The 24,013-nt window shown below is 61.7% G+C and carries 22 protein-coding genes; 5 read left to right on the forward strand and 17 right to left on the reverse strand.

Annotated features, from left to right (window positions below; translation table 11 throughout):
• Positions 1-120: 120 nt before the first annotated feature.
• The 3 genes from B5G06_RS00005 to B5G06_RS00015 are packed head-to-tail and all read right to left on the reverse strand — an operon-like array spanning position 121 to position 4,116.
• The gene (locus B5G06_RS00005; RefSeq protein ID WP_158094640.1) at positions 121-528 is read right to left on the reverse strand and encodes a GNAT family N-acetyltransferase; all 408 of its coding nucleotides are present in this window, start codon (positions 526-528) and stop codon (positions 121-123) included.
• Positions 529-533: 5 nt separating this feature from the next.
• Complete coding sequence (locus B5G06_RS00010) at positions 534-3,218, reverse strand: FtsK/SpoIIIE family DNA translocase (RefSeq protein WP_087187066.1); 2,685 nt, start codon at positions 3,216-3,218, stop codon at positions 534-536.
• Between the two features lie 49 nt (positions 3,219-3,267).
• Entirely contained in the window at positions 3,268-4,116 is an 849-nt protein-coding gene (locus B5G06_RS00015) for an undecaprenyl-diphosphate phosphatase (protein ID WP_242955283.1), read from the reverse strand.
• A gap of 182 nt (positions 4,117-4,298) precedes the next feature.
• Between B5G06_RS00015 and B5G06_RS00020 the strand changes: the two genes are divergently transcribed.
• Entirely contained in the window at positions 4,299-4,712 is a 414-nt protein-coding gene (locus tag B5G06_RS00020; RefSeq protein ID WP_087187068.1) for an S-layer homology domain-containing protein, read from the forward strand.
• 12 nt (positions 4,713-4,724) lie between these two features.
• Complete coding sequence (locus B5G06_RS00025) at positions 4,725-6,158, forward strand: M15 family metallopeptidase (RefSeq protein WP_087187069.1); 1,434 nt, start codon at positions 4,725-4,727, stop codon at positions 6,156-6,158.
• A 45-nt stretch (positions 6,159-6,203) separates the two neighbouring features.
• On the opposite strand, the gene B5G06_RS00030 is transcribed toward B5G06_RS00025, so the two are convergent.
• The 11 genes from B5G06_RS00030 to abc-f form a co-directional block, all read right to left on the reverse strand.
• Positions 6,204-7,853, reverse strand: a complete 1,650-nt coding sequence (locus tag B5G06_RS00030) for a stalk domain-containing protein (RefSeq protein WP_087187070.1) — start codon at positions 7,851-7,853, stop codon at positions 6,204-6,206.
• A gap of 153 nt (positions 7,854-8,006) precedes the next feature.
• Positions 8,007-9,416, reverse strand: coding sequence for an aminopeptidase (locus B5G06_RS00035; protein WP_087187071.1), 1,410 nt, complete (start codon positions 9,414-9,416; stop codon positions 8,007-8,009).
• A 25-nt stretch (positions 9,417-9,441) separates the two neighbouring features.
• Positions 9,442-10,035, reverse strand: coding sequence for a dephospho-CoA kinase (gene coaE / locus B5G06_RS00040; RefSeq protein ID WP_087187072.1), 594 nt, complete (start codon positions 10,033-10,035; stop codon positions 9,442-9,444).
• A gap of 351 nt (positions 10,036-10,386) precedes the next feature.
• Positions 10,387-11,115: an anti-sigma-I factor RsgI family protein gene (locus B5G06_RS00045; protein ID WP_087187073.1), complete on the reverse strand. Its 729-nt coding sequence runs from the start codon at positions 11,113-11,115 to the stop codon at positions 10,387-10,389.
• A complete protein-coding gene (locus tag B5G06_RS00050; protein ID WP_087187074.1) occupies positions 11,108-11,590 on the reverse strand; it encodes an RNA polymerase sigma factor in 483 nt (160 codons plus the stop codon). Before B5G06_RS00050 ends, B5G06_RS00045 begins: the two co-directional genes overlap by 8 nt.
• A gap of 37 nt (positions 11,591-11,627) precedes the next feature.
• Positions 11,628-11,879: a hypothetical protein gene (locus tag B5G06_RS00055; RefSeq protein WP_087187075.1), complete on the reverse strand. Its 252-nt coding sequence runs from the start codon at positions 11,877-11,879 to the stop codon at positions 11,628-11,630.
• Between the two features lie 106 nt (positions 11,880-11,985).
• The gene (locus B5G06_RS00060; RefSeq protein ID WP_087187076.1) at positions 11,986-13,011 is read right to left on the reverse strand and encodes an L-threonylcarbamoyladenylate synthase; all 1,026 of its coding nucleotides are present in this window, start codon (positions 13,009-13,011) and stop codon (positions 11,986-11,988) included.
• Between the two features lie 147 nt (positions 13,012-13,158).
• Complete coding sequence (locus B5G06_RS00065) at positions 13,159-13,416, reverse strand: hypothetical protein (protein ID WP_087187077.1); 258 nt, start codon at positions 13,414-13,416, stop codon at positions 13,159-13,161.
• Between the two features lie 40 nt (positions 13,417-13,456).
• Positions 13,457-14,521: a peptide chain release factor 1 gene (prfA, locus tag B5G06_RS00070; protein WP_087187078.1), complete on the reverse strand. Its 1,065-nt coding sequence runs from the start codon at positions 14,519-14,521 to the stop codon at positions 13,457-13,459.
• A gap of 12 nt (positions 14,522-14,533) precedes the next feature.
• Entirely contained in the window at positions 14,534-15,169 is a 636-nt protein-coding gene (locus B5G06_RS00075; protein ID WP_087187079.1) for a YdcF family protein, read from the reverse strand.
• Entirely contained in the window at positions 15,166-17,067 is a 1,902-nt protein-coding gene (gene abc-f, locus B5G06_RS00080) for a ribosomal protection-like ABC-F family protein (protein ID WP_087187080.1), read from the reverse strand. The genes B5G06_RS00075 and abc-f overlap by 4 nt, the downstream gene beginning before the upstream one ends.
• 88 nt (positions 17,068-17,155) lie before the next feature.
• Between abc-f and mtnA the strand changes: the two genes are divergently transcribed.
• On the forward strand, positions 17,156-18,145 hold the full coding sequence (mtnA, locus tag B5G06_RS00085; RefSeq protein WP_087187081.1) for an S-methyl-5-thioribose-1-phosphate isomerase: 990 nt from the start codon (positions 17,156-17,158) through the stop codon (positions 18,143-18,145).
• Between the two features lie 53 nt (positions 18,146-18,198).
• Here mtnA and murF read toward each other — a convergent pair whose 3' ends face one another.
• Both murF and B5G06_RS00095 read right to left on the reverse strand, forming a co-directional pair.
• The gene (gene murF / locus B5G06_RS00090) at positions 18,199-19,590 is read right to left on the reverse strand and encodes a UDP-N-acetylmuramoyl-tripeptide--D-alanyl-D-alanine ligase (RefSeq protein WP_087187082.1); all 1,392 of its coding nucleotides are present in this window, start codon (positions 19,588-19,590) and stop codon (positions 18,199-18,201) included.
• A 40-nt stretch (positions 19,591-19,630) separates the two neighbouring features.
• Positions 19,631-20,680 (reverse strand): D-alanine--D-alanine ligase, encoded by a 1,050-nt coding sequence (locus B5G06_RS00095; protein ID WP_087187083.1) that lies wholly within the window; start codon positions 20,678-20,680, stop codon positions 19,631-19,633.
• A 307-nt stretch (positions 20,681-20,987) separates the two neighbouring features.
• On the opposite strand from B5G06_RS00095, the gene B5G06_RS00100 reads away from it, so the two are divergent.
• On the forward strand, positions 20,988-22,127 hold the full coding sequence (locus tag B5G06_RS00100) for an MFS transporter (protein ID WP_087187084.1): 1,140 nt from the start codon (positions 20,988-20,990) through the stop codon (positions 22,125-22,127).
• Between the two features lie 43 nt (positions 22,128-22,170).
• On the opposite strand, the gene B5G06_RS00105 is transcribed toward B5G06_RS00100, so the two are convergent.
• Positions 22,171-23,433: an Ig-like domain-containing protein gene (locus B5G06_RS00105; RefSeq protein WP_087187085.1), complete on the reverse strand. Its 1,263-nt coding sequence runs from the start codon at positions 23,431-23,433 to the stop codon at positions 22,171-22,173.
• A 210-nt stretch (positions 23,434-23,643) separates the two neighbouring features.
• Between B5G06_RS00105 and ylxM the strand changes: the two genes are divergently transcribed.
• Positions 23,644-24,012: a YlxM family DNA-binding protein gene (gene ylxM, locus B5G06_RS00110; RefSeq protein ID WP_087187086.1), complete on the forward strand. Its 369-nt coding sequence runs from the start codon at positions 23,644-23,646 to the stop codon at positions 24,010-24,012.
• The last annotated feature ends 1 nt before the right edge of the window (position 24,013 follow it).

The following is a 24,013-nucleotide window of genomic DNA, read 5'->3' on the forward strand; positions in this document are numbered from 1 at the left end:
GGTAAGCCCGAGAAAGAAATGCAGTCGGCAAACCTTTCGGGGCCCCTTAAGGGGCTTCGTCCGTATCAGGCCCTTTTAGGGCCTACTCAAGCCTCCGGCTTAGCCGGAGGTTTTGACTGATTACAGCTCTTTGACATAGAAATAGTGGCCGTAGCTGCCGGTCCCCTGCTCTACCGCACCGAAGCGGTGGTAGCCCATCTTCTCATAGAAGCGGGGGGCCTGAAAGCCGAAGGTATTCAGCTCCAGCCGCTTGGCGCCCTGCCGGGCTGCGTTCTCCTCCAGCTGCTCCAGGATGCAGGCGCCCAGACCGGCGCCTCGGTGGTCCTCTGCCACCCACAGCACATCCAGCATGGCCAGCTCCCCCATCCGGAAGGCATCGCAGCCGCCGATGATCCGCCCGGCCTGGTCGATAACCACCAGGGACAGATCCGCCGTATCCGGCACAAACTTCCGGTTATAGGCCCGCAGTCCGGCGTGGATGGCCTCACCGGCCCCCTCGTCGGCGGGACGGATTACAAACTGCTCCATTCCCATCACTCCATATCAAAGGGGGGCATATCCCGGCTCTGGGGAATGGCGTCCCCCTCAAACTCCAGCTCGTCGGGCACCGGCTCCGGCGCACTGCCGGCCATGTCCTGCTTGAACTGCATCTCCTGCCACTGTTCCTTGCTGATGAGTACCTGCCGGGGCTTGGAGCCCTCAAAGGGTCCAACGACCCCCTTCTCCTCCATCTGGTCCACCAGACGGGCGGCACGGGAATAGCCCAGCTTGAGCCGCCGCTGGAGCATGGACACCGAGGCCATACCGGTCTCCACCACCACTTCGATGGCGGCAGGCAGCAGCTCGTCGTAGTCGTCTCCCACATCCTCGGGTTCGGAGCCGCCCACGCCCTTGGAGCCCTTTTCCTTCTCGGCGGCGTGCTTTTCGATGTCGTGCATGATCTCCTGATCGTACTCGGCCCCGCCGCTGTTCTGCTTGATGAAGCCCACCACGGCGGCCACCTCCTCATCGGAGATCAGGCAGCCCTGAACACGCTGGGGCTTCCCGGAGCCCAGGGGGAAATACAGCATATCGCCCCGGCCCACCAGCTTTTCCGCGCCGGTGGTATCAAGAATAATACGGGACTCCAGAGAGGAGGCCACGGCGAAGGCGATACGGCTGGGGATGTTGGCCTTCATCAGGCCGGTGATCACGTCGGCAGAGGGCCGCTGGGTGGCGATGATGAGGTGCATACCGGCGGCACGGCCCATCTGGGCCACCCGGCAGATGGATTCCTCCACCTCCTTGGCGGCCACCAGCATCAGGTCGGCCAGCTCGTCGATGACCACCACGATCTGGGGCATCTTCTCCATGTCGTCGGTCTTGGCGGCGTGGGCATTGTAGGAGGCCAGGTCCCGGACGCCGATCTCGGAGAACGCCCGGTATCGCTTCATCATCTCCACCACCGCCCATTGGAGGGCGCCGGCGGCCTTCTTGGGGTCGGTAACCACCGGGATGAGCAGATGGGGAATGCCGTTGTAGATGCCCAGCTCCACCATCTTTGGGTCCACCATGATGAGGCGGACCTCCTCCGGCGTAGCCTTGTACAGCAGAGAGATGATGAGGGAGTTGGTACACACCGACTTACCGGAGCCGGTGGTACCGGCGATCAGCAGGTGGGGCAGCTTGGCGATGTTGCCCACAATATTGTTGCCACCGATGTCCTTGCCCACGGCAAAGGACACCTTGGAGGGGTTGTCCCGGAATTCCCGGGAGTCGATGACGTCATGGATGTACACCGGGGACACCAGACGGTTGGGCACCTCGATTCCCACCATGGAGATTTGGTTGGGGATGGGGGCGATACGCACGCCGGTGGCGCCCAGAGCCAGAGCGATGTCGTCGGCCAGGTTGGTCAGCTTGTTGAGCCGCACGCCCTGATCCAGCTCCAGCTCATACCGGGTCACCGAGGGGCCCCGGGTCACGTTGGAGATGCTGGCGTCGATGCCGAAGGAGCGGATGGTATCAGACAGACGGGCCTGATTGACCCGCAGCTCCCCCGCCACATCGGAGCTGGATACCCCCTCCCCTTCCGTCAACAGCGAGACAGGGGGATACTGGTAAGCCACAGGCTCTTCCTCCAGGCTTCGGGCAATGTCCTGGGCCACCTCGGCGGCAACCTGGGCGGTCTCCTCCTTCTGGCGGGCCTTGGCGGAGGTGGGGGGCACGGCGGGCTCCCGCACGATCTCAGGCACAGGCTGAGGTGCAGGCTGGGGCACAGGCTGAGGTTCCGGAATGGGTTCCGACTCCGGCTGGACCACAGGCTGGGGCTGGACGGCTTCATGCCGGATCTCTGCCGGGGCGGCAAAGGGCAGAGCCTCCTCCTCCGGCGCCTCCGTCTGGGCCTGGGTAGTGCCGGTCAGCACCTGGTCGGGGGTGGGCACCGAAGGCTTGCGGTTGAAGAAGCGCTCCTTCTTCTCAATGGGCTTGGGCTCCCGCTTCTTGCCCACCAGGGGACCGTCGTCCACCGGGATGTCGATCTGGGGCTGCTGTCTGCGGCCCTCCCGGACAGGTTCCGGCTCACGCTCGGCTTTCTTCCGGCGGGGACGGGGCTCGGGGATCTCCTCCTCCTCGTACTCCGGACGGCTGCGAAGCCTGTCCACCACATCGGTGGGAGAAATATGGAAGCACACCATAACCAGGATCACAGCCAGCAGCACAAAAATGATACCGGCGCCGATCTTGCTGAACACAGCCGTGAGACCCAGTGCAATCACACCGCTGATCACACCGCCGCTGGCCAAAGCCTCGCCCTGTTTCCAGAGCAGTTCCGGCAGCTTCATATCCCAGGCATAGGCAGCCTGGGCCAACAGCAGGTGGAAGAAGCCGCCTGCCAGCACCGGCAGCAGCAGAGCGCACCACACCCGAAGCCGCACCGGGCGGCCCCGATGGAAGGCCAGAATACCGCTGGCCACCAACAGCATGGGGGGTAGCAGCAGATAGCCGTAGCCGATCAGCCCCTTCACCAGCCCGCAGAAGAAGTCGATGAAGATGGCCTGGATGTGGAAGTAGCCCAGCGCGGCGAAGATGGCCAGCAGCAAACACACCACGGCCCCCACCTCCCGCCGGACCGGGCGGGGGGCGGGCTTTTTGCGGCTGGATGTGGTGCGGGAAGAGGAGGACCGGCTGGAAGAGGCAGTCCGCTTCCCTCCGGTGCTTTTCTTCTTTGCGGTGGCCATGGTATCAGATCCTTTCAGGGTCGGGTTTTCCGCTTTACAGCGGCAGTGCTTATTTCAGCACCACAGTCTTTACAATTCCGGCAATCAGGCTGCCCAGGCCCACCGCCCAGCAGTAGTAGGCGAACTTGCCGAACTTGCCCTTATTGGACAGGGTCTTGACCAACCGAATGGCGAAATAGCCTACCACGGCAGCCACCGCCACACCCACCAGGTACATGGGCAGTTCAGAGGTTACAAAGCCGCTCTCCGCCGCGTCCTTCAGCTCCAGGATATTGGCGCCCACAATGGCGGGCAGGGACATGAGGAAGGAAAAGCGGACGGCAAAGGCCCGGTCAAAGCCCCGCAGCATACCCACGGAGATGGTGGTACCGGAGCGGGACAGGCCGGGGATCACCGCCAGCGCCTGGCCGCAGCCCACGATGAGCGCGTCGGTGATGGTAGCGTTTTTGGCAGTCTTGCGGCCGTGGGCCAGCCGGTCGGAGAAAAAGAGGATGCAGCCGGTGGCCAGCAGCGCAATGGACACCATAATGGAGCTGGCAAACAGGGCGTTCACCGCATCCTGGAGCAGCACCATCACAAACAGGGGCAGGGTGGCGACGATAATGAGCATTACCATCCGCCGGGCGGGAGGCGGCGGAGTACCGGTGTCCTTCCCTGCCAGGGCGGCGATGCCCAGGAAGAACTCCCGGATCATCTCCACCACTTCCTTCCAGTAGACCACCAGCACCGAGATCAGGGTACCGAAGTGGAGCATAACCGTAAACATCATGTACTTTTCTTCTATGTTCTCCATACCAAAGAACTGCTGGAACAGGGCCAGGTGGCCGGAGCTGGAGATGGGCAGAAACTCCGCCACACCCTGGATGATCCCCATGAGGATGGCCAACAAATAGCTCAAAACGACTTCCTCCATTCACGATTTTTGGGAATCGAAACCCGTTTGAAAATGAGTTCGTCCCCGGTACATCGCCCCTGTACGCGGTATACTGCGTCAGGGCGGTTAGTTTTTATCATATCATATCCGGCGGAGTTTTTCCATCCTTTTTCCCACCAGTTGAAAAAATTGCGGAATTTACCGCTATGCTGTACACTGCCCTGGCGCAGAAGAATGCTCTGCCTCAGGCACCCGAAGGTGTGGAGGAGCCCCTCTTTGCTGACGTGGAAGGCACTTGGGCCGCCGACTACATCCATCAGGCCGTCCGACTGGGTCTGGTGGCTGGCTCCGATGAAAACATCTTTGCCCCTGATCGACCCATTACCCGGCAGGAGATGATGACCATCATCGACCGCTGCCTGGACCTGCCCGACGAAAACGGCCTGGGCTTTGCCGATGACGGCGACATTGCCTTCTGGGCCCTGGAAGCCGCCGCCCGCACCTCCGCCGCCGGGCTGTTCCAGGGCGGCAGCGGCAATGCTCTGATGCCGTTGGCCACCTCCACCCGGGCCGAGGCCGCCACTGTGCTCAGCCGTGTGGTTGAGATGCTGGAACAATAAAGGAGAATGGGTATGATGAGACGCGCCGCCGCTCTGCTGTGCGCCCTGGCCCTGCTGGCCGGTCTGGCCGCCTGCGCCGCCCCACAGCCGGAGCCCTCTCCAACGCCGCCCTCGCCTTCCCCCACGCAGACTCCCATCCCCACCACCACTCCGGAGCCTTCTCCCACCCCCAGCGCGGAGCCTACACCGACCCCCACCCCAACCGTACCTGTGTGGGATGAGGACCATACCCTGGACCGGAGCGTCCCCAAGCTGACCGGCGGGCTGGAGCTGCCGGTCTACGGCGCCACCGGCTATGCCGCGGTAGAACAGGGCCTGTGGGCCGCCATTCCCGCGCCTACCCCCACAGCCACCCCCTCCCCCACGCCTGTTGTGACGCCTTCTCCCACACCTGCTCCAACACCTGCCCTCTCCGCTGAACCGGAGCCCTCTGGTTCTTCCGCACCAGAGCCGGCCCTTTCGGAGACACCAGCCGCGGAGCCGTCCGTCTCGCCCACTCCGGAAGCCAGTCCCCTGCCCTCCCCTGTTCAGGCCCAGGCCACGACTCAGCTTTCTGAGGCCCAGCCCGCCGCCGATCCCTACGCCGGGGCCGCCGCGGTGCTCCCCGCCGGTGCTTCCTTTACCATCCTGGGGGAAAAGGAAAACTGGTGGAAGGTGTCCTCCGACTACGGCACAGGGTGGGTGGAGCACCGGTTCTGCATGATCAACCTGCCCGATGTGGTCCCTTCTATCGTATATGACGCCACCAATTCCTATGCCTCCCGGTATACCAGCTCCGGCAAGACCATCCCGGGTATCACCGGCAAAGCCCTCTATCACGGTAAGGTATACAATCCCCGTTTTGACCAGGAACAGTACCTGATGCCGGTGCTGTACGCCGCCGCCAAAAAGATCTGCGCCGCCCAGCAGCTGGCCCTGGCCCAGGGCAACAGCCTGAAGCTGTACGAGGCCTACCGGCCCTACACCGCCCAGCGGGCGGTGGTGAAGGCCCTCACCGCTCTGGCGGAGCAGGATCCTGAAGTAAAGGCGGGCATCACCACAAAGCCCTGGTCCATGACCTACTTTATCAACACCGACTATTCCAACCACCAGAAAGGCTTCGCGGTGGACGTAAGCCTGGTGAAGGTCACCCAAACCCAGCTGTGCACCACCGGCGGGTACTCCTACATGAAACCGGTGGAGTATCAGGAATATGAGATGCCCACCCCCATCCATGAACTGAGTATGGCGGCAGCCTCCACCACTGGTCCCGGCGAAACAACCCTGGCTTCCACCATGAATGACCCGGCTCTGGCCCTGCGGAGTTATTTCCGCAAGGCGGGCATGACGCCCCTGGAGTCGGAGTGGTGGCACTTCAACGACTATGCCGCCCGCACCCTGGCGGAGGGACGTACCTGTACCGGCGGCTTTGAGATCACCCGCTGCCGCAGCACCACACCTGGATAAAGAGAGAGGCAGGACATTTCGTCCTGCCTCTCTCTTTGATCTGATCTAGTTTTTGACACCGGAACCGCCACAGCCGCTGCACAGCCTCTGGCCGGTTCCGCCGCAGTAGGTACACTTCTGAGGGGTCTCGATCCCCATGACGGAGATAGACTGCCCCTGACCGGTGCCTCTGCAATAGGGGCAGGTCACCATTCCGTCTCCGCCGCAGACGGCGCAGGGCTCAGAGCCCACGGCGGAGCCGCCGCTGCCGGAACTGCTGCCGCCGGAGGTACTGGTACCGTTGTTGAATATCTCTTTCACGTTGCTGCCGTTACTGTCCATAATATAGATGGAGGTAGCGCCCCAGGAGCTGGACCCGGCAGTAAAGCCGCTCTGGCTCTCAAGAAAGACCACCTTGGAGTCGTTGTTGGCCAGGCATCTGCACTGGTAGCTGCCCTGATAGAGCACCTCCTGGAGGTCGGTGCTGCGGTTGACCCGCACCACCTTGGTCTGGCTGTGACCATACTGCCAATCCGCCGTCCAGGTATAGACGTTGGCCTGCCGGAAACCATTCTCGGCAGCGTTGTAGCTGCTCTCGCTGACACTCTGACGGACGCCGGTGGAGGCGTTGTGGAAGTAATAGGCGCCGTCGTCATCAAAGTAGATGCCCGAGCCGTCCGCTGCGCAGAAGAGATCGCTCCCCACGTTGTCATATAGAGTCCGGCTGGCGCCGGTGGCCGGATCGGCCTCAATGATGGAGTGGGACCAGGCGGCATTGGAATAGAAGTAGTCGCTGAGATAGATCTTGCCGCCCGCAGCCGTCATATTGATGTAATTGGACAGCCCATCGTTGTGGTAGAGCTGCCTGCTGCTGCCGGTGTTCAGGTCCACGGCGTACACCGAGTTCTCGTTCTCGCCGGTGACTACCAGATAGTCCCGGTAAATCATCATCTGCGCGATCTCCAGTTTCCCGTCCTGATTGAATACGATGGACCTGGCGCCGGTGGCGGGATCGATGCGGTAGACGGCCTGATTGCTGCCGCTCCCATGGTAGTAGACCTTCCCGTCGTAGGGAATGATCTCAGCGGGATAGACCGCCGCGTTGAAGGAGGTGACGGAGACGCCGTCATACCGGTAGAGCGTGGTCTGCCCCCCGAAGGAGAAGTAGAGGATGTCCCCGTCAAACACCGCCCTGCTCCGGACCTCCTTGTAGGTGATGTCCTTGTACACCCGGTTTTGGTCGGCGGCAGCCGACTGGCCGCCGGAGGTGATGACCACTCGGTTGTTGGCCCCGTCCCACTGCACGTTGCAGTCCAACGACTCAGACACCGCCCGGACGGGCACCAGGGTCCGGCCGTTGAGAGCTATAGGAGCTACATCCAACTCGAAGTACTGGGCCTGACCGTCGCCCACCTGCTTTGCCAGCACATTTTTCCCCAACTGCATGGCAATCAGGGTATCGCCCCTCTGGGCCGCCACTCCCTGATATTCTGGTACCCACTCCACTGTAGCGCCCAGCTTCTCGAAAATGGCCCGGAAGGGCACCAGCACCCGTCCGTTCTGGGCGACGGGCGGCTGGTCGAAGGTCAGCTTCGCCCCATCCACATACACGGAGATCTCGCTGCCCGCCGCCTGGGCAGCGCCCCCGGCGGGCACAAAGGCCGCCGTCAACAGCAGCACAGAGAGCATCAGGGACAAGAATCTGCGTCTTTTCATGGGATCCACTCCATTTCCATTTTTATTTTTGTTGGAAGTAGTATACCATATTTATCCTTGTATATCAACCCATGCCAGTTCTTTTTTGCCGTCCGGGCAAGCAAATAGGGAGCGCCCGGCCTGATGGCCGGGCGCTCCCTATTTGCTTTTTACTTACTGAGCTTCGTAAACCGCCTTCATGCCCTTGTAGGTCATATAGCAGTCCAGCTTGGACACGGTCTCGAAGGGGGCGTGCATGGACAGAACAGGCACGCCGGCGTCGATGGTGTCGATGTCACGCTCAGCCATATAGCAGGCCACGGTGCCGCCGCCGCCGGCGTCCACCTTGCCCAGCTCGGCCATCTGCCACACCACACCGTTCTGATCCAGCACACGGCGGGTGTAGGCTACCAGCTCGGCGGAGGCGTCGGAGGCGCCGGACTTGCCCCGGGCGCCGGTGTACTTGCACAGGCCCATGCCATAGTTGACCTTGGCACTGTTGCGCTTCTCGTACACGTCGGCAAAGTTGGGGTCGAAGGCGGCGGTCACGTCGGCGGACAGGCAGAAGGACTTCTCATAGCAGGCCTTCAGGGTCACCCGCTGGGCGTCACACAGATCGCTCATGAAGGTATCGAAGGCGGCGGACTGCATACCGGACACGCCCTCGGAGCCGATCTCCTCCTTATCGGCCAGCATACACACGGCAGTGCGGGCGGGGGTGCCCAGGGTAAACAGGGCAGCCAGGGCGGCAAAGCCGCACACCCGGTCGTCGTGGCCGTAGGCGCCGATGAGGGAGCGGTCAAAGCCGATATCCATGGCCTGGAAGGCGGGCACGGCGGACAGCTCGGCAGAGATAAAGTCCTCCTCGGTAATACCGTACTTCTGGTTGAGCAGGTCCAGAACGGCCAGCTTCACCCGGTCGGAGCCCTCGTCACCGGCAAAGGGACGGCTGCCGATGAGCAGGTTCAGGCTCTCGCCGGGAATGGCCTCGCCCAGAGGCTTCTTGGACTGCTCAGCACCCAGGTGGGGCAGCAGGTCATCGATGGTGAAGCGGGGCTCGCCCTCTCCGGAACCGATGGACACCTTCACAGTGGAACCGTCCTTCAGAGCGATCACGCCGTGGAGCTCCAGAGGGATGGTGACCCACTGATACTTGCGGATACCGCCGTAGTAGTGGGTCTTAAAGAAGGCCAGCTCAGCGTCCTCATAGAGGGGGTTGGGTTTCAGGTCCAGTCGGGGGGAATCGATGTGGGCGGCGCCGATGTTGACGCCCTCGCTGAGGGGCTTGGTACCGATAACGGCCAGCATGATGGCCTTGCCCCGGTTCACCCGATACAGCTTGTCGCCGGGATTGAGGGCCATACCACGGACAAAGGGCTTGAAGCCGTGATACTCGGCCAGGCGGACGGTCTCGTCCACGCACTCCCGCTCGGTCTTGCCGGCGTCCAGGAACTTCTTGTAGTCCTCGCAATATGCGTTCAGATCCGCCTCCTCCGCAGGATTCAGGCGGTCATAGCCGTTCTTGGGCTGATAGAGCAGGGCCTCCCGCCGCAGCTCACCGGGGGTCTTTTGTTTCTCTTCCATGTGAGATTCCTCCTATATAGAAAACTTATGGGATCAGCGTTTGAAACAGAGCCAGGGCTTTTCGGCCAAATTCCTCCGCCGTGCCCTGGTTCTCCAGAATGTGGGTACAGTGGGCCCGGAAAAAACCGTCCCCCTGCTGGGCCTCCACCCGCTTGCGAGCGTAGTCCTCCGGGATACCCTCCCGGGCCATGATGCGGCGGATACGGATCTCCCTGGGAGCCAGAATACCCACCACCGCGTCGCAGGTCTCCCCTACGCCGCTTTCGATGAGGGCGATGGCATCGATGGCTACCGCCGACCGTCCGTCCGTCTCTGCCTGGGCGGCCTGCCGGTCGATCTCTTCGATGATAAATCGATGGGTAATGGCATTAAGGTCGGCCAAAGCGGTGGGATCGGCAAAGACCACACTGCCCAAGGCCTTCCGGTCCACCTGTCCCGTCTCATCCAGGATAGCAGAACCGAAACGGGCCGTCAGGGCGTCCCCCATGGGAGTGCTGTGGGCCAGCAGGTCATGATACACCTGATCGGCGTCAATGATATGGGCCCCCAGTTCGGTCAATACGTTGAGGGCGGTGGTCTTACCCGCCCCGGTGGGGCCGGTGATGCCGATGCGTTTCATGTCCTTCGCCTCCAGCAGTTAGTATACCATGACAGCAAGCGGCTTCACCGCTTGCCCGCCAGATATCCGGCGAAAGCCGGCTCTGCCGGCTTAGTCATGGTGTAACAAACGCAACCTGCCCTTTGCTGCGCAAAGAGCAGGTGCATGAAATGCACAGCTGCATATCTGCGGCTTTTGCGCTTATTATACTACACTGCACAAGGGGTGTGTGAGCGATTTGTAAATTGTGGCGGCTTCTCCACATCCGCAGCCTAATTAGTATACCACAAGTTCCGCCCCTTTGGAAAACGATTTTTTCCAAAGCCGAAAAATCGGGACGGCGAAGCTTTATTCGCCGTCCCGATTTTATCGCTATTCATGCTCGGACCAGCCGTGGTGATGGCCGTGGCCGTTCCCCGTCGGGGCACTCTCTACAATGTTTCCCTGCTCCAGCGATCCAATCCAGTCCCGGATCTGCCGCATGGTCAGCCCCGCCACATCCTCCGCCGTCACAGTGGGGTCCAGAGCCTGAAGTTCCAGAAACGCCTGGTACTTGCCCAGGGACAGCCCGGCATGGTGGGCCTCCTCCAGCGCTTCCGCATCCCCATGATGGCACTGGACATTCTCCTGCCCGGCAGTACAGTCCTCCGCCCCCGCCAGCAGCCGGCTGCACTGGACCTCGTCCTCCCCCGCCACGGTGATGGACAACAGCTCACCTGCAGCCAGCCGGTCAGCAATGCTCTCACTGGCTACCAGCTGTTCCAGGGCCTCCTGGTAGTCCATCAATCTCAGGTCCAGGCTGTCGGCCAGCTCCTGACCGTCCTCATTCCAGGCGCGGACGGTCACTACCCTATCAAACCTGTTGATCCCCAGTTCCAGGGATGGATTGATGTCCACGCTGAGATAGGTGGTTGGTATAAAGTAGTAACGGTATCCACCCAGTCCCACCAGCAGCAACACCAGGCAGGCCGCCGCCGCGGCCAGGTAGCCCACAGGCCGGTGGCGGCGGCTCCGCGCCCGGTCCAGGGCGGCCCGGGTATTTTCCTTCATGGCTTCTCCGGCGTGAAGCTGCCCAAAGGCCTCCCGGATCTGCTCATCCATGGTCCTCACCCCCCAGCGTTTCCTTCAGGTGCGCCCTGGCCCGGGCCAGAGTGGTGTAGATGGTGTTCACGTTCTTACCCAGCAGGCGGCTCAGCTCCGGGGCGGTATAGCCCTCGTAGTAGTGGAGGTATACCACCTGCCGCTCCTTCTGGGGCAACGCCAGCACGGCGGCCAGCACCTCCTGCCCCTGGCCGGTAAGCTGGTCGGCCTGGCCGGTCAATTCCTCCAGAGGCACGGTATTTCTGCGGAAAAAGCTGCGGAGCAGGTCCTTGCAGGCATTGAGGGCCACCCGGATGAACCAGGCCTTCTCATGCTCGCCGCTTTCAAAGGGCTTGTCGTGGAGCAGATACTTCAAAAACACCGTCTGGAAGATGTCCTGGGTGTCCGCCTCGTTCTTCAGATGGATCATGCACAGCCGCCGGACGGTATCTCCATACCGCTCCACGGCCTGATTGGTCTCCTCTTCGCTTCGCATGGACACCCTCACCTCCCCTTCGGCTCAGCCGGACCTGTTACCAGCCGTGATGGCCGCCGCCGTGGCAGCCGTGTCCACTGTACCCACCGCCATACCGGCAGCTTGTACCATGGTAGTCACACACCCCATCGCCGTCGGTATCTACAAACCGGCAATAGTTCCCCCGGTTGTCACAGATCCCGTCGCCGTTGGCGTCCACATAATTTTGCCCCCCGGCGGCAAAGGCGCCGGTCACTCCCACCGTCAGCACCAGAGCGGCAATGGCGGTACCCATCAGGATTTTCTTCATGTGAATTCCTCCTTACTTCATTTGGTTTCACCCTGAATACGAACCAAAGGACGGAATCCTTTCAACACTTTGAAAAAAGATGGCCGTGAAAACACGGCCATCTTCGTTAATCGGGCTGATCAGCCCGGATGATATGGAATCCGGCCGCCTTGTTGAGCCGGTTGGCCACCGCCAGACCAATGCCGGTGGCGTCGGGGCACTGGGCCCAGATGTGTGTCACGTCGGTGCCGTCAAACCAACGCAGGGCGTCAAACACCCGTCTGGCCTGCTCGGGCACGTCGGTGCTGGGGCCCAGCTGCTCCAGGGGGTGGCCCTCAAACAGATGGGTATACTCGTCAAAGCAGATCACCCCGTCGCCGGGGTCCATATGGGTCTGGATGTACCGGGCCGCCGTCTCGGGCGCACCCTGAACCACCGTCACCGGCGCTTTGGGTGCGTAGTGGCGGTACTTCATGCCGGGGGCCTTAGGCTGCTCCCCGGCACCCATAAGCCGGGTCACTGCCGGGTCCACCGCCACCTCGCCCAGTACACTCTTCAGCTGCTCCAAGGTGATGCCACCGGGACGCAGCAGCCTGGGCGGTTGCTCGGTCAGGTCGATAATGGTGGACTCCACCCCCACGGAGCAGGGGCCGCCGTCCACGATGCCGTCGATCTTGCCGTCCATATCCTCCAGCATATCCGCCATATTGGTGGGGCTGGGCCGCCCGGAAGTATTGCCCGACGGAGCAGCTACCGGCACATCCGCGGCAGCGATGATAGCCCGGCACACCGGATGGGCCGGGCAGCGCATCCCCACTGTGTCCAGTCCGGCGGTAACAGCGGCAGGCACAATGGGCTTGTGCTTGAGGATCATGGTCATAGGACCGGGCCAGAATTTGTCGGCCAGGGCATAGGCTGCCTCCGGGATGTCCTCGCAGTAGCGCTCCAGCCAGTCGGCGGTGGGGATATGAAGAATCAGCGGGTTGTCCTGGGGACGGCCCTTGGCCGCAAAAATGTGACCTACCGCCTCGCTGTTCAGCCCGTTGGCCCCCAGGCCGTACACCGTCTCAGTGGGGATGCCCAGCAGACCTCCCTGGCGGAGGATGTCCGCCGCCTCCCCGATCTGCTTATCGTTCAAACGCAGGGTATGCATCCTTCCTCACCGCTTTCTCAAAACCGATGACGGCGGCGGCGACGGCGGTCCCTCTGTACCACCGTCAGGATACCTGCCGCCAGCAGGGCGGCACCGGACAGGATGTGCAGGATGCCAATGGCCTTTTTCATACCCAAGTCTCCTTTGTTATTCGTAGATGCCCACCGGCGTGCCCGCCAGTTCAATGGTGGTATCGGGGGCGAATTTGGCCTTTTGCAGATAGCCCTTCACGGTGAGAATGCCGTATTTGGGGTTGACCTTCTCGTCCTCCAGCTCCAGCTCCAGATAGTCGGCGCCCGAGCCGGTGAGCCAGCCGTCGTCCTCCAGCAGGTTCGCCAGATCGTCCCGTACCAGATCCAGGGTCAGCCCCTCCGGCAGGGTATTGAAATGAATGATCAGTTCCATGGTCAGTGCTCCTTTTCTAGGATTCCGGGATGCCTCCCGTTTATTCCTCCTGGCTGTGTTTGAGCCGCTCGGCCTGGTCAGCGGTAACCAGTCCATCGATGATCTCGTCCAGGTCGCCGTTCATCACATTCTCCAGCTTATACAGGGTCAGGCCAATGCGGTGATCGGTGAGCCGTCCCTGAGGGAAATTGTAGGTGCGGATACGCTCGTTCCGCATTCCGGTGCCCACCTGGCTGCGGCGCTCCGCCGTCAGGGACTCCTCCTGCTCCCGTACCTTCTCCTCATACAGCCGGGAGCGCAGGATCTGCATGGCCTTGTCCCGGTTCTGGAACTGGCTGCGCTCCTGCTGGCACTCCACTACCGTGCCGGTGGGCTTGTGAATCAGCCGCACAGCAGAGGAGGTCTTGTTGACGTGCTGTCCGCCCGCGCCGGAGGAGCGGAACACCTGCATCTCAATGTCGGCGGGGTTGAGCTCAAAGTCCACCTCGTCCACCTCGGGCAGCACCGCCACGGTGGCAGTGGAGGTATGGATGCGCCCGCCCGACTCGGTCTCGGGCACCCGCTGGACCCGGTGTACTCCGCTTTCAAATTTCAGGCGGGAGTAGGCCCCGTCTCCCTCAATGGTAAAGCAGATTTCCTTGACGCCGCCCAGCTCGGTTTCATTCACCGAGTCTACCTCCACCTTCCAGCGGCGGGCGTCGGCGTACATGGAGTACATCCGGAACAGGGAGTGGGCAAACAGGGCCGCCTCCTCCCCTCCTACTCCGGCCCGGATTTCCACAATGACGTTTTTGTCGTCGTTGGGATCCCGGGGCAGCAGCAGGATGCGGATCTCATCCTCCAGCCGTGCGATGTCCTCCTTGGCCTGCTGATACTCCTCCTGGGCCAGCTCCTTCATGTCGGGATCGCCCATCAGCTCCTCCGCGTCCTTCAGGTCCTGCTGACGGCGGGTATAGGCCCGCCAGGCAGTGACCACCGGCTCCAGCTCCCGCTGCTCCTTATTGAGCTTAGCCACCAGGGCCGGGTCATTATAGGTCTCACCCGCTCCCAGCTGGGCCTCGATACTGGCAAAACGCAGGTCCAGGGCGCTTAGTTTTTGCTGCATATCCAAATCATATCACCTGTCAAAGAAATAGGACTTGACCAGAGCCAACGGCTCCCGGATGTACATCTTCAGCCGGGATGGAATGTGGGAACTGGGGGCCGCCAGGGTGGACAGGGTGTAATCGCCCTCCCATGCCCTGTCCCACAGCATCCTCACCCGGGTCAGGTGGAAGCCGTTGGACACCACCAGCATCTGGCTGGTGTCGATCCCCTCCCGCTCCAGCAGCGCCTGGGTAAAGCGGATGTTTTCCCAGGTGTTGTGGGATTGGTCCTCCAGCAGGATCTGGTTTCCATCCACCCCGTGGTCGGTCAGATAGTCGTACATACACTGGGCCTCGCTCTGGTGCTCATCGGAGCCCTGTCCGCCAGAGGCCACGATGGTCAGGTCCGGGTGATCCTCCAGGTAGTCCAGAGCTTTGTCCAGCCGGTCCTGGAGCAGGATGGACGGCCCCCAGGACTCCACCTTGCAGCCCAGGATCACCATCACCTTGGGTTCGCCGGTGATACTGTCGTGGGCGCCAGACAGCACCACGCCCAGCAGCACCGCAAAACTCAGCAGAGCGGCCAGCACCGCCGCCAGCAGAGCCAGCAGCCATACCGGCTTTCTGCGCCCTCCGTAGGGGCGGTAATACTGTTTCTTTCGTCTCATCCTCTGGCCTCTTCCAATTCTGCGGCCAGGGTCTCCCACCTGGTGTACAGGGTGGCGATCTCGTCCTCCAGCGCCTTCTGCTCCTCATACACCTTCTGGAGCTCCAGATAGTTGGAGGCCACCTCCTCAGCCTTCAGGGACAGTTCGTACTGCCGCTCCTCCGCCTTGGCCACCGCCCGCTCCGCCGCGGCTACCTGCTTCTCCAGCTCCTTGGTGCCGCCGGGGCGCTTGGGCTTCTCCTTCTTGGGCTTCTCCGGCTCCGCCTTCACCGGGGCGGCAGCCTGGGCCTTGGCCCGCTCCCGGGCTGCCCGGAACTCCTCAAAGGTGCCCCGGAAGTCGGTGATATGTCCATCCTCCAGCATCCAGATCCGGGTGGCGAACTGCTTGATGAAGTAGCGGTCGTGGGATACGAAGAGCAGGTTGCCCTCGTAGTCGGCCACCGCCTCCTCAATCCACTCCCGGCTGGCAATATCCAGATGGTTGGTGGGCTCGTCCAGGATAAGCAGGTTGATCTGCTCATCCATCAGCATACACAGCCGCAGGCGGCTCTGTTCGCCGCCGGACAGGGCGGACACCGGCTTAAACACATCCTCCCCCCGGAAGTTGAAGGCGGCCAGCCGGTTGCGGGCGGTTTGCGTGGAACAGTCCTGATCGTAAATCATGGTGTCCACCAGGTTGCGCTCCGGGTGGGAGAAATGGATGATCTGGGGCAGGTAACCCACCTTTACAGTTGGCCCCATCTTTAGCTTTCCGGAGTCTGGCTCCTCCTCCTTCAGCAAAATCTTCAGCAGGGTGGATTTGCCGGTGCCGTTATCTCCCAGCAGGGCGATGCGCTCGCCGCCCACCACCTCCAGATTGACGTGGTCGAAGAGGGTGCGCCCGTCAAAGGACTTTTTCAGTTCCTTGATGGTCAAAACTTCGTCGCCCCGGAACTCCCGCTCCCCGAACTTCATATCCAGGCGGCGCTCCTTGGCGGGCTTGTCGGTGGTACGCAGGCGCTCAATCCGCTTCTCCATGGACTGGGCCCGCTTGAAGGTCTTGTCGTTGCCTGAGTAGGCCCAGATCCGCAGCTGCTGGGAGGCCTTCTCCAGCTGCTCGATCTTGGCCTGTTCCTTCTCGTACTGCTTCAGCTTCTCCTGGTAGCGGTGCTCTTTCTCCACCACGTAGAAGGAGTAGTTGCCCTCGTAGAACTCCGCCTTGCCGTCCTGGATCTCAATGACCCGCTTGACCACCCGGTCCAGAAACCAGCGGTCATGGGAGATGGCAAGGACAGTACCTTTATACTTGTCCAGATATTCCTCCAGCCACTCCGTGGCCCGCAGGTCCAGATGGTTGGTGGGCTCGTCCAGCAGCAGGATATCGGTGTCCTCCAGAATGAGCCGCGCCAGGTTGACCCGGGTTTTTTCGCCGCCGGACAGGGAGGAAAAGAGCTGACTGCGCATATCCTGGGAAATTTCCAGGCCATTGCACACCTTATTCAGGGGGGTGATGGTATCATAACCGCCCCCCGCCTCAAAGGCGGCAGTGAGGGCATCGTACCGCCGCAGCAGAGCCGGGTCGCTGTCCCGGCCCATGCGCTCAGTCAGTTCCGCCATCTCCCGCTCCATGGCCCGGATCCGCCCGAAAGCGGTCTGGAGCACGTCCTCCACCGTGTACTCCGGCGGATAGACGGGGATCTGGGAGATAAGCCCCACCCCCTTGCCAGGGGCGATGTGGACCTCACCGTCGTCCCAGTCCAGCTCGCCGGTAAGGATCTTGAACAAAGTGGTCTTGCCGGCGCCGTTTTTGCCCAGCAAACCCACCCGTTCCCCCTGGTCGATCTGGAAGGTGAGGCCGTCCAATATTTTTTTGCCTACCTCGAACTCTTTGGACAGGTTCGAGACGGAGATATCGATCATTGCTTGCCTCCAAATGGTGTGTGTGGTACAATCGGTTGGAACAAAACGCCCCGGTCCGCCGGGGCCGCATCACAAGGAGGAGTTCTCTATGGACGCGATCCGTTGGGAAGGAAATACCCTTTACTTACTTGATCAGACAAAGCTTCCGGTGGAAGAGACCTGGCTCCCCTACACCGATTACCGGCCGGTGGCCAATGCCATCCGCACCATGGTAGTGCGGGGTGCACCCGCCATTGGCGTCACCGCCGCCTACGCCTATTGCCTGGCCGCTTTGGCCGGGGAGGACCTGGCCGAGGCCAAGGCCGTCCTGGCCGCCAGCCGTCCCACGGCGGTCAATCTGTTCTGGGCTCTGGACCGGATGGCCCGCAAAGCCGAAGCCTGCGGCGGCGATCCGGAAACCCTGATTGCGGAAGCCATTGCCATCCATCAGGAAGACGTGGCTATGTGTAAAGCTATGGGCCTTTATGGCGCTTCTGTGGTGCCTGATCACGCCCACATCCTTACCCACTGCAATGCCGGAGCCCTGGCCACCGGCGGCTACGGTACCGCTCTGGGAGTCATCCGGGCCGCCCACGAGCAGGGTAAAGTGGACATGGTTTACGCAGATGAGACCCGTCCCCTGCTCCAGGGTGCCCGGCTCACCGCCTACGAGCTGGTCACCGACCACATCCCCGCCACCCTCATTGCCGACAACATGGCTGCCAGCCTGATGGCCAAGGGCAAGATCGACATGGTGGTGGTGGGCTGCGACCGGATGGCGGCCAACGGGGACTTCGCCAACAAGATCGGCACCTACTCGGTGGCGGTGAACGCCCACCATCACGGGGTTCCTTTCTATGTGGCACTCCCCTGCTCCACCATCGACCTGACGATCCCGGATGGCGACCGCATCCCCATTGAGGAGCGGGACAAGAACGAGGTACGTACCCTGTACGGAGTCCAGACCGCGCCGGCCACGGTGGAGGTGTACAACCCCGCCTTTGACGTGACCCCCCACAGCCTGGTCACCGGCATCATCACCGAGAAGGGCGTCATCTATCCGCCCTTCAAGGAGAATCTGCAGAAGCTGTTTGGATAACACAGATAGCATCAGGACCTTCCCCCGGTGGGGGGAAGGTCTTTTTTTCGCCATTACGCCTCTTTGGTGATGGTCAGCAGGTACTCCACCAGCTCCTCCAGGGCCATGCCCCGGGAGGCCTTTACCAGAATGGTAGCGTGAGGGCGCACCACGCTGTCCAGTACCGGCTTGGCCTCTGCCTTGTCGGCGCAGTGCCAGCACACCGGCACACCTGCCGCCTTGGCGGCATCGTAAATATGCTTGGACAGCTCGCCCACTGCTACCAGGCAGTGGATGCCCGCCTTGGCCAAGTACTCGCCGATGCCGGCATGTAGGGCGGGAGCCAGGGGGCCCAACTCAAACATATCGCCCAGCACCGCAACCTTGTACTCCCCCTTGGCGTTGGAGAGCACCTCCACCGCCGCCCGCATGGACTGGGGATTGGCGTTGTAAGTGTCATTGAGGATGGTGATATCATCCCCACGGGTGAGGATGTTCATCCGCATCTTGGTGGGGGCGAAGTGGAGCACTCCGTCGGCGATCTCCTGAGCGGTCAGGCCGAAGTGCTGGCCTACCGCCGCCGCCATCAGGGTAGGATAAATCATATGGTCACCCAGAGCCGGGATCTCCACCGGGAAATCACCGTCAGGCGTTTCCACCTTACAGCTGATCCGGCTCTTGCCGTCGCTGGCCAGATCCACTGCCCGGTAGTCCAGCCCCTGGGCGGAGCCCACCCGGATAAAGGGGTGGTCCAGCTTGCCGGGCAGGGTGTTCAGCAGCGGGTCGTCGCCGTTGATGACGGCGGGCGCGCCCGGCTTGGCGTGGTGGAAGATCTCACTCTTGGCCTCCAGGATCTTCTCCCGGGAGCCGAAATGCTCGATGTGGGAGTCGCCGATGTTGGTCATGAGGATCATGTCGGGCTCCACAATGGCGGAGAGATAGTCGATCTCTCCGGCGTGGTTCATGCCCAGCTCCAGTACGGCGATCTGGTGCTCCGGCTTGAGCCGCAGCAGGGTCATGGGCACCCCGATGTCGTTGTTCAGGTTGCCCTCGGTCTTGAGGACGTTGTACTTCTCCCCCAGCACCGCCGCCACCATGTCCTTGGTGGTGGTCTTGCCCACCGAGCCGGTAATGGCTACCACAGGGATGGGGAATTTCTGCTTGTAATACTTGGCCAGATCCCGCAGGGCCCGGTGGGTGGACTTCACCTTAATATAGAACTTGCCGGGCAGATAGCTGTCCCGCTCCCGCTGGGTGAAGCACCCGTCAGCGCCCCCTTCCAGGGCGGCGTTGATGTAGGCATGACCGTCAAAGCGCTCTCCCACCAGGGGGATGAACAGAGAACCGGGATGGATGGTACGGCTGTCGGTCTCCACCCGGCTCACCGCCCGGTTCAGATCTCCGAACTCACCCAGCAGGCTGCCGCCTACCGCTTCCATGATCTCTCGTATGGTCATCGGCTCCATGTTGTTGTCTCCTTCAATCTCTCTCGTTCCGGATGCCGGTTTACCGGCCCTGTTTTCTGGCCTCCAGGGAGGCCTCCACAATGCGCTGGCACAGGCTGTTGTAATCAATGCCCACCGCGGCGGCCTCCTGGGGCAGCAGGCTGGTGGGGGTCATGCCGGGCAGGGTGTTGATCTCCAGGAACCAGGGCTCACCGTCGCTGGTGACGATGAAGTCGGCCCGGGAATAGACGGACAGGCCCAGGGTCTCATACACCCGCAGGGCGGCGGCGCGGAGCTTCTCCTCCCACTCCGCCGGAATCTCCGAGGGGCACACCTCCAGAGCCGCACCGGGCTGATACTTGTTGGCGTAGTCGTAGAAGCCCTCCTTGGGGATGATCTCGATGGAGGGCAGGGCCTTGCCGTCCAGGATGCCCACCTGGATCTCACGGCCCTTCACATACTCTTCCAGCACGGTGCGGCCTCCCAGGGTCAGGCCGTCGGTGAGGGATTTGCGCAGCTCGTCGGCGGTATAGGCGATGGACACACCGATGGAGGACCCGCTGGCTACCGGCTTTACCACCAGAGGCAGCCGGGCGGTCTTGACCAGGCCCTCAATGTCCTCCGCCTTGTACTCCACGGTCTTCCAGCCGGGGGTATTCACCACGTCGGCCACCATCCGCTTGGTCAGGTCCTTGTCCATGGCGATGGCGCTGGACAGGTAGCCCGCACCGGTGTAGGGGATGCCCATCAGGTCAAAGGCAGCCTGGACCTTGCCGTCCTCGCCGCAGGTGCCGTGGAGGGCCAGGAACACCAGATCGGCCATCTGGCACAGCTCCAGCACACCGGGGCCAAACACGCTCTTGCTGTCGCCGGGACGGCTGGCCTTGATCTGCTCCAGGTCAGGGGCCTCCCGGCTGATCTTTTTAAAGGATTCGGGCACCGGCGCATCAAAGAAAGACTCGTCTGCACAGCCCTGCTCCAGGCCGAAAAACATATCGATGAGTCCCGCCCGATGGCCCAGAGCCCGCAGGGCCTCGGTCACCATGGTGCCGGTGGAAAGGGACACGTTCCGCTCTGGGGACAGACCCCCGGCCAAAACTACGATCTTCATAATACACCTCAGTTGCCAGTTTGATACAATATGATACGCGCTAATGGTATATTATAGCACGCTTTACCTCTATACTCAACTACCTTTCGACTATCTGTGCATGAAATCTTTCTTTTTTCGGTGGTCATACCCTACCGCTTGACATTCCTCCGCCATTCTGCTACATTGAACCCAGAACTTCCTTTCATAGAGTGAAGCAACTATGATGTATCGGTCCAATCCCATCTGAGGTGCATCCTAACATCCCGGCGCTGTGATCCAGCGCCTTGTTTTGATGCAGAAATTCAGGAAGGATTGGATCTTTTTCATGAAACGGAATTTAAGATGTATGTACGCCATCGCCCTCTTGCAGGGCATGGTCTTTTACGGCCCTGTGGCCACCCTCTACCGGGAAGCGCAGGGCGTGTCTATCGCCCAGATCACCCTCATTGAGAGCATCTCCCTGGCTCTGTGCATCCTGCTGGAGGTGCCCTGGGGGATCCTGGCCGACCAGCTGGGGTACAAACGCACCATGATCGGGTGCTGTTTTCTCTATTTCCTGTCCAAAATCGTGTTCTGGCAGGCAGACGGCTTCGGCGGCTTCCTGCTGGAGCGGGTCATGCTCAGCGTGGTGGTAGCCGGGATGTCCGGGGTAGACACCAGCATTCTCTACCTCTCCAGAGGCGAGCAGGACAGCCAGCAGGTTTTTGGGTGGTACAACAGCCTCCAGACCGCCGGGCTGCTCATCGCCGCCCTCATCTTCTCCCTGTTTGTCGGAGACAACTACGCCCTGGCGGGGGGCCTCACTGTCCTCAGCTATGGCGCCGCCGCCCTGTGCGCCCTGGGGCTCACCGAGGTGAAGTCACCCGCCCCCTTCTCTCCACGGCTGACCCTGGATATCCTGCGCCAGACGCTGACCAATCGACGTCTGCTCCTCTTTCTCCTGTCGGCGGCCCTCCTCTCCGAGGCCCACCAGACCATCACCACCTTTTTAAATCAGCTGCAATATGCCCGCGCCGGCCTGCCCGATTGGGCCATTGGTGCCCTCTATATCGCCGCCACAGTACTGGGCATGGCGGGAATCTGGTCCGCCCGACTCACCCGCCGGACAGGCACCGTGGGAACGGCGGTGCTGCTCTGCGGCGGCGGGGTACTGGCCTGTATCGCCCTGGCTCTGACCACTGCCCCTCTCCCCTCCATCTGTGCCATTCTCACTCTGCGGCTGTGCAATACCCTGTGCCAGCCCTTCCTGATGGAGCTGCAAAACAAGCAGGTGACCACACCCCACCGGGCCACCGCCCTCAGTGTCCAGGCCATGATCATAGATGGGGTGGGAGTTGGTACCAACCTGGCGTTCGGTGCTCTGGCGGAAATCAATCTGTCCTGGTCCTTCTGGCTGGGCGGCGGAATCTGCCTTGCCGGGTTACTTCTTTTTATCATATGGTATAAACTGCGCCCCCGTGCATAAAGGGAAACGGCCGCCGATGGCGGCCGTTTTTCTCATATTTCCTTTAAAACCAGCCGGTGTCCCGGCTGTCCAGCAGATCCAGGGCGGCGCACAGCAGCTGGGCCGCCTCTCCACGGGTCAGAGTTTCCGTGAGGCCGGCCTCCGCCGGCAGCACCCCGCAGGTGGACAGGTTGGCCGCCGACTGAGCCGCCCAGGCGGGAGCGTCGGCGGCAAAGGTCTGGGCGTCCACGTCGGTGACGGACAGCACCCGGTCCAGCAGCACCGCCGCCTCGGCGGTGGTGATGGAATCATCGGCCCGGAACACCACCCGGCCCTCATCATCGGTGGTGCCCTGGACCAGACCGCACTTCAGGGCGGAGGACACATAGGGCTTGGCCCAGGTGGGAATGCTCTCGTCGTCGGCAAAGCCGGTGCGGAACACCCCCTCCAGGGACTCCACCCCGGCAGCATTCATAGCCATGGCCACAAACTCGCTGCGGGTGACAGCGGCGTCAGGCTGGAAGAAGTATTCCCCTCCCATGCACTCGCCGACAAAGACACCCTCCTCCGCCAGGCGGATGGCCGCCTTGTGAGCCGGGTGACCGCTGAGATCGGCGTAGGTCACCTTGGTGTCCGGCTTTTCGATCTTTACTTTGACTGTAGCCGGGTCGGAGGCGTTGCCCACTGTGTCCATGGCAATATAGGTGAAGGAGTCCTTGCCGGTCTTGTTTTCATAGGGGGTGTAGACGAACTGGCCATCCTCCCCGATGGTCACCGAACCCCGGGCGGGCTTCTTCACCAGCCGGTAGGTCAGCAGGTCACCCTCCGGGTCCACGGCGGAAAAGCGGTCGGTGACCGCCACATTTTTATAGGTGGACAGCTCCAGATTCTCCGCCACCGGGGCGCCGTTGGCCTCGGTCAGCAGATGGACCTCCACCCCAACCTCCTGTCCCGGCTCACCGTCGGCAAAGAGTGGCTGAAAGGTAAAGCTGGCCTCCAGAGCGGTGGGGGTAACAGAGGGGGTGAAGCGCAGGCCGTCCACGGCAGTCATGGCGATCACATCCCCCTCTCCCACCATCTGGCCGCCCACGGTGAGTATGCCTTCTTCGGGCAGCTGGGTGATCACGATGGCGTCCAGAGCGCCCTCCCCCTCCACCACAAAGTCTGAGGACTGGAAGGCGATGGTCTCGGTGGCCATACCGTTCTTCACCACGTCCAGCACCGTGGGGCTGGTCTCCTCCTGGTCCAGAAAGAGCGCCGAGGCAGGCAGGGCCGCGGTGAGCAGGGCGGCCGTCAGCGCTGCGGCCGTCAGGATACGGGTTTTCACGGGTGTAACCTCCTTTTCTTCAATGGCTCTAGTCTTTACCGGCAGGGGAAAAATATGCGTCCGCCACCAGCCCGGACCGGGGCGAAAAAAAGAAAAGAATTCCCCCGTTCCCCCTTGACAAACGGAGGAAAATCGTGTATCATCACCTCTGTTGTAAAGCTTTGAAACTTTACTTCCTTTACAGAACGACTTACTGAAGGAGGGTGTACCATGAAGAACCAGGCCTACCGCATGGCTCTGCTCTATGATTTTTATGGAGATATGCTCACCGACCGACAGAAGGAATTCTACGACCTCTACTACAATGAGGACCTCTCTCTGGCTGAGATTGCCGAGAACTACGGCATCACCCGCCAAGGCGTCCGGGACGTGATTGTCCGGGCCGAGGCCATCCTCACCGAGCTGGAGGACAAAACCGGCATCATCAAGCGCTTCCACAAGATGCAGCAGCAGTTCCTGGAGGTGGAAGAGGCGGTGAACGCCATCGCCCAGCGCAACGACCAGCGCTGGCAGGACGACGAGGTTGAGATCCAGTGCAACCGCATCCGCAGTGTTCTGGATCAGCTGAAACAGGAGTGAC

Source organism: Flavonifractor sp. An52 (genome assembly GCF_002159385.1).
Classification (GTDB): Bacteria; Bacillota; Clostridia; order Oscillospirales; family Oscillospiraceae; genus Flavonifractor; species Flavonifractor avicola.

What these genes read in the sequence shown, in the direction of transcription:
- B5G06_RS00005 (WP_158094640.1), bottom strand. Translation starts at nt 528, where the DNA reads ATGGAGCAGTTTGTAATCCGTCCCGCCGACGAGGGGGCCGGTGAGGCC.
- B5G06_RS00010 (WP_087187066.1), bottom strand. Translation starts at nt 3,218, where the DNA reads ATGGCCACCGCAAAGAAGAAAAGCACCGGAGGGAAGCGGACTGCCTCT.
- B5G06_RS00020 (WP_087187068.1), top strand. Translation starts at nt 4,299, where the DNA reads ATGCTGTACACTGCCCTGGCGCAGAAGAATGCTCTGCCTCAGGCACCC.
- B5G06_RS00025 (WP_087187069.1), top strand. Translation starts at nt 4,725, where the DNA reads ATGATGAGACGCGCCGCCGCTCTGCTGTGCGCCCTGGCCCTGCTGGCC.
- B5G06_RS00030 (WP_087187070.1), bottom strand. Translation starts at nt 7,853, where the DNA reads ATGAAAAGACGCAGATTCTTGTCCCTGATGCTCTCTGTGCTGCTGTTG.
- B5G06_RS00035 (WP_087187071.1), bottom strand. Translation starts at nt 9,416, where the DNA reads ATGGAAGAGAAACAAAAGACCCCCGGTGAGCTGCGGCGGGAGGCCCTG.
- coaE (WP_087187072.1), bottom strand. Translation starts at nt 10,035, where the DNA reads ATGAAACGCATCGGCATCACCGGCCCCACCGGGGCGGGTAAGACCACC.
- B5G06_RS00045 (WP_087187073.1), bottom strand. Translation starts at nt 11,115, where the DNA reads ATGGATGAGCAGATCCGGGAGGCCTTTGGGCAGCTTCACGCCGGAGAA.
- B5G06_RS00050 (WP_087187074.1), bottom strand. Translation starts at nt 11,590, where the DNA reads ATGCGAAGCGAAGAGGAGACCAATCAGGCCGTGGAGCGGTATGGAGAT.
- B5G06_RS00055 (WP_087187075.1), bottom strand. Translation starts at nt 11,879, where the DNA reads ATGAAGAAAATCCTGATGGGTACCGCCATTGCCGCTCTGGTGCTGACG.
- B5G06_RS00060 (WP_087187076.1), bottom strand. Translation starts at nt 13,011, where the DNA reads ATGCATACCCTGCGTTTGAACGATAAGCAGATCGGGGAGGCGGCGGAC.
- B5G06_RS00065 (WP_087187077.1), bottom strand. Translation starts at nt 13,416, where the DNA reads ATGGAACTGATCATTCATTTCAATACCCTGCCGGAGGGGCTGACCCTG.
- prfA (WP_087187078.1), bottom strand. Translation starts at nt 14,521, where the DNA reads ATGCAGCAAAAACTAAGCGCCCTGGACCTGCGTTTTGCCAGTATCGAG.
- B5G06_RS00075 (WP_087187079.1), bottom strand. Translation starts at nt 15,169, where the DNA reads ATGAGACGAAAGAAACAGTATTACCGCCCCTACGGAGGGCGCAGAAAG.
- abc-f (WP_087187080.1), bottom strand. Translation starts at nt 17,067, where the DNA reads ATGATCGATATCTCCGTCTCGAACCTGTCCAAAGAGTTCGAGGTAGGC.
- mtnA (WP_087187081.1), top strand. Translation starts at nt 17,156, where the DNA reads ATGGACGCGATCCGTTGGGAAGGAAATACCCTTTACTTACTTGATCAG.
- murF (WP_087187082.1), bottom strand. Translation starts at nt 19,590, where the DNA reads ATGGAGCCGATGACCATACGAGAGATCATGGAAGCGGTAGGCGGCAGC.
- B5G06_RS00095 (WP_087187083.1), bottom strand. Translation starts at nt 20,680, where the DNA reads ATGAAGATCGTAGTTTTGGCCGGGGGTCTGTCCCCAGAGCGGAACGTG.
- B5G06_RS00100 (WP_087187084.1), top strand. Translation starts at nt 20,988, where the DNA reads ATGAAACGGAATTTAAGATGTATGTACGCCATCGCCCTCTTGCAGGGC.
- ylxM (WP_087187086.1), top strand. Translation starts at nt 23,644, where the DNA reads ATGAAGAACCAGGCCTACCGCATGGCTCTGCTCTATGATTTTTATGGA.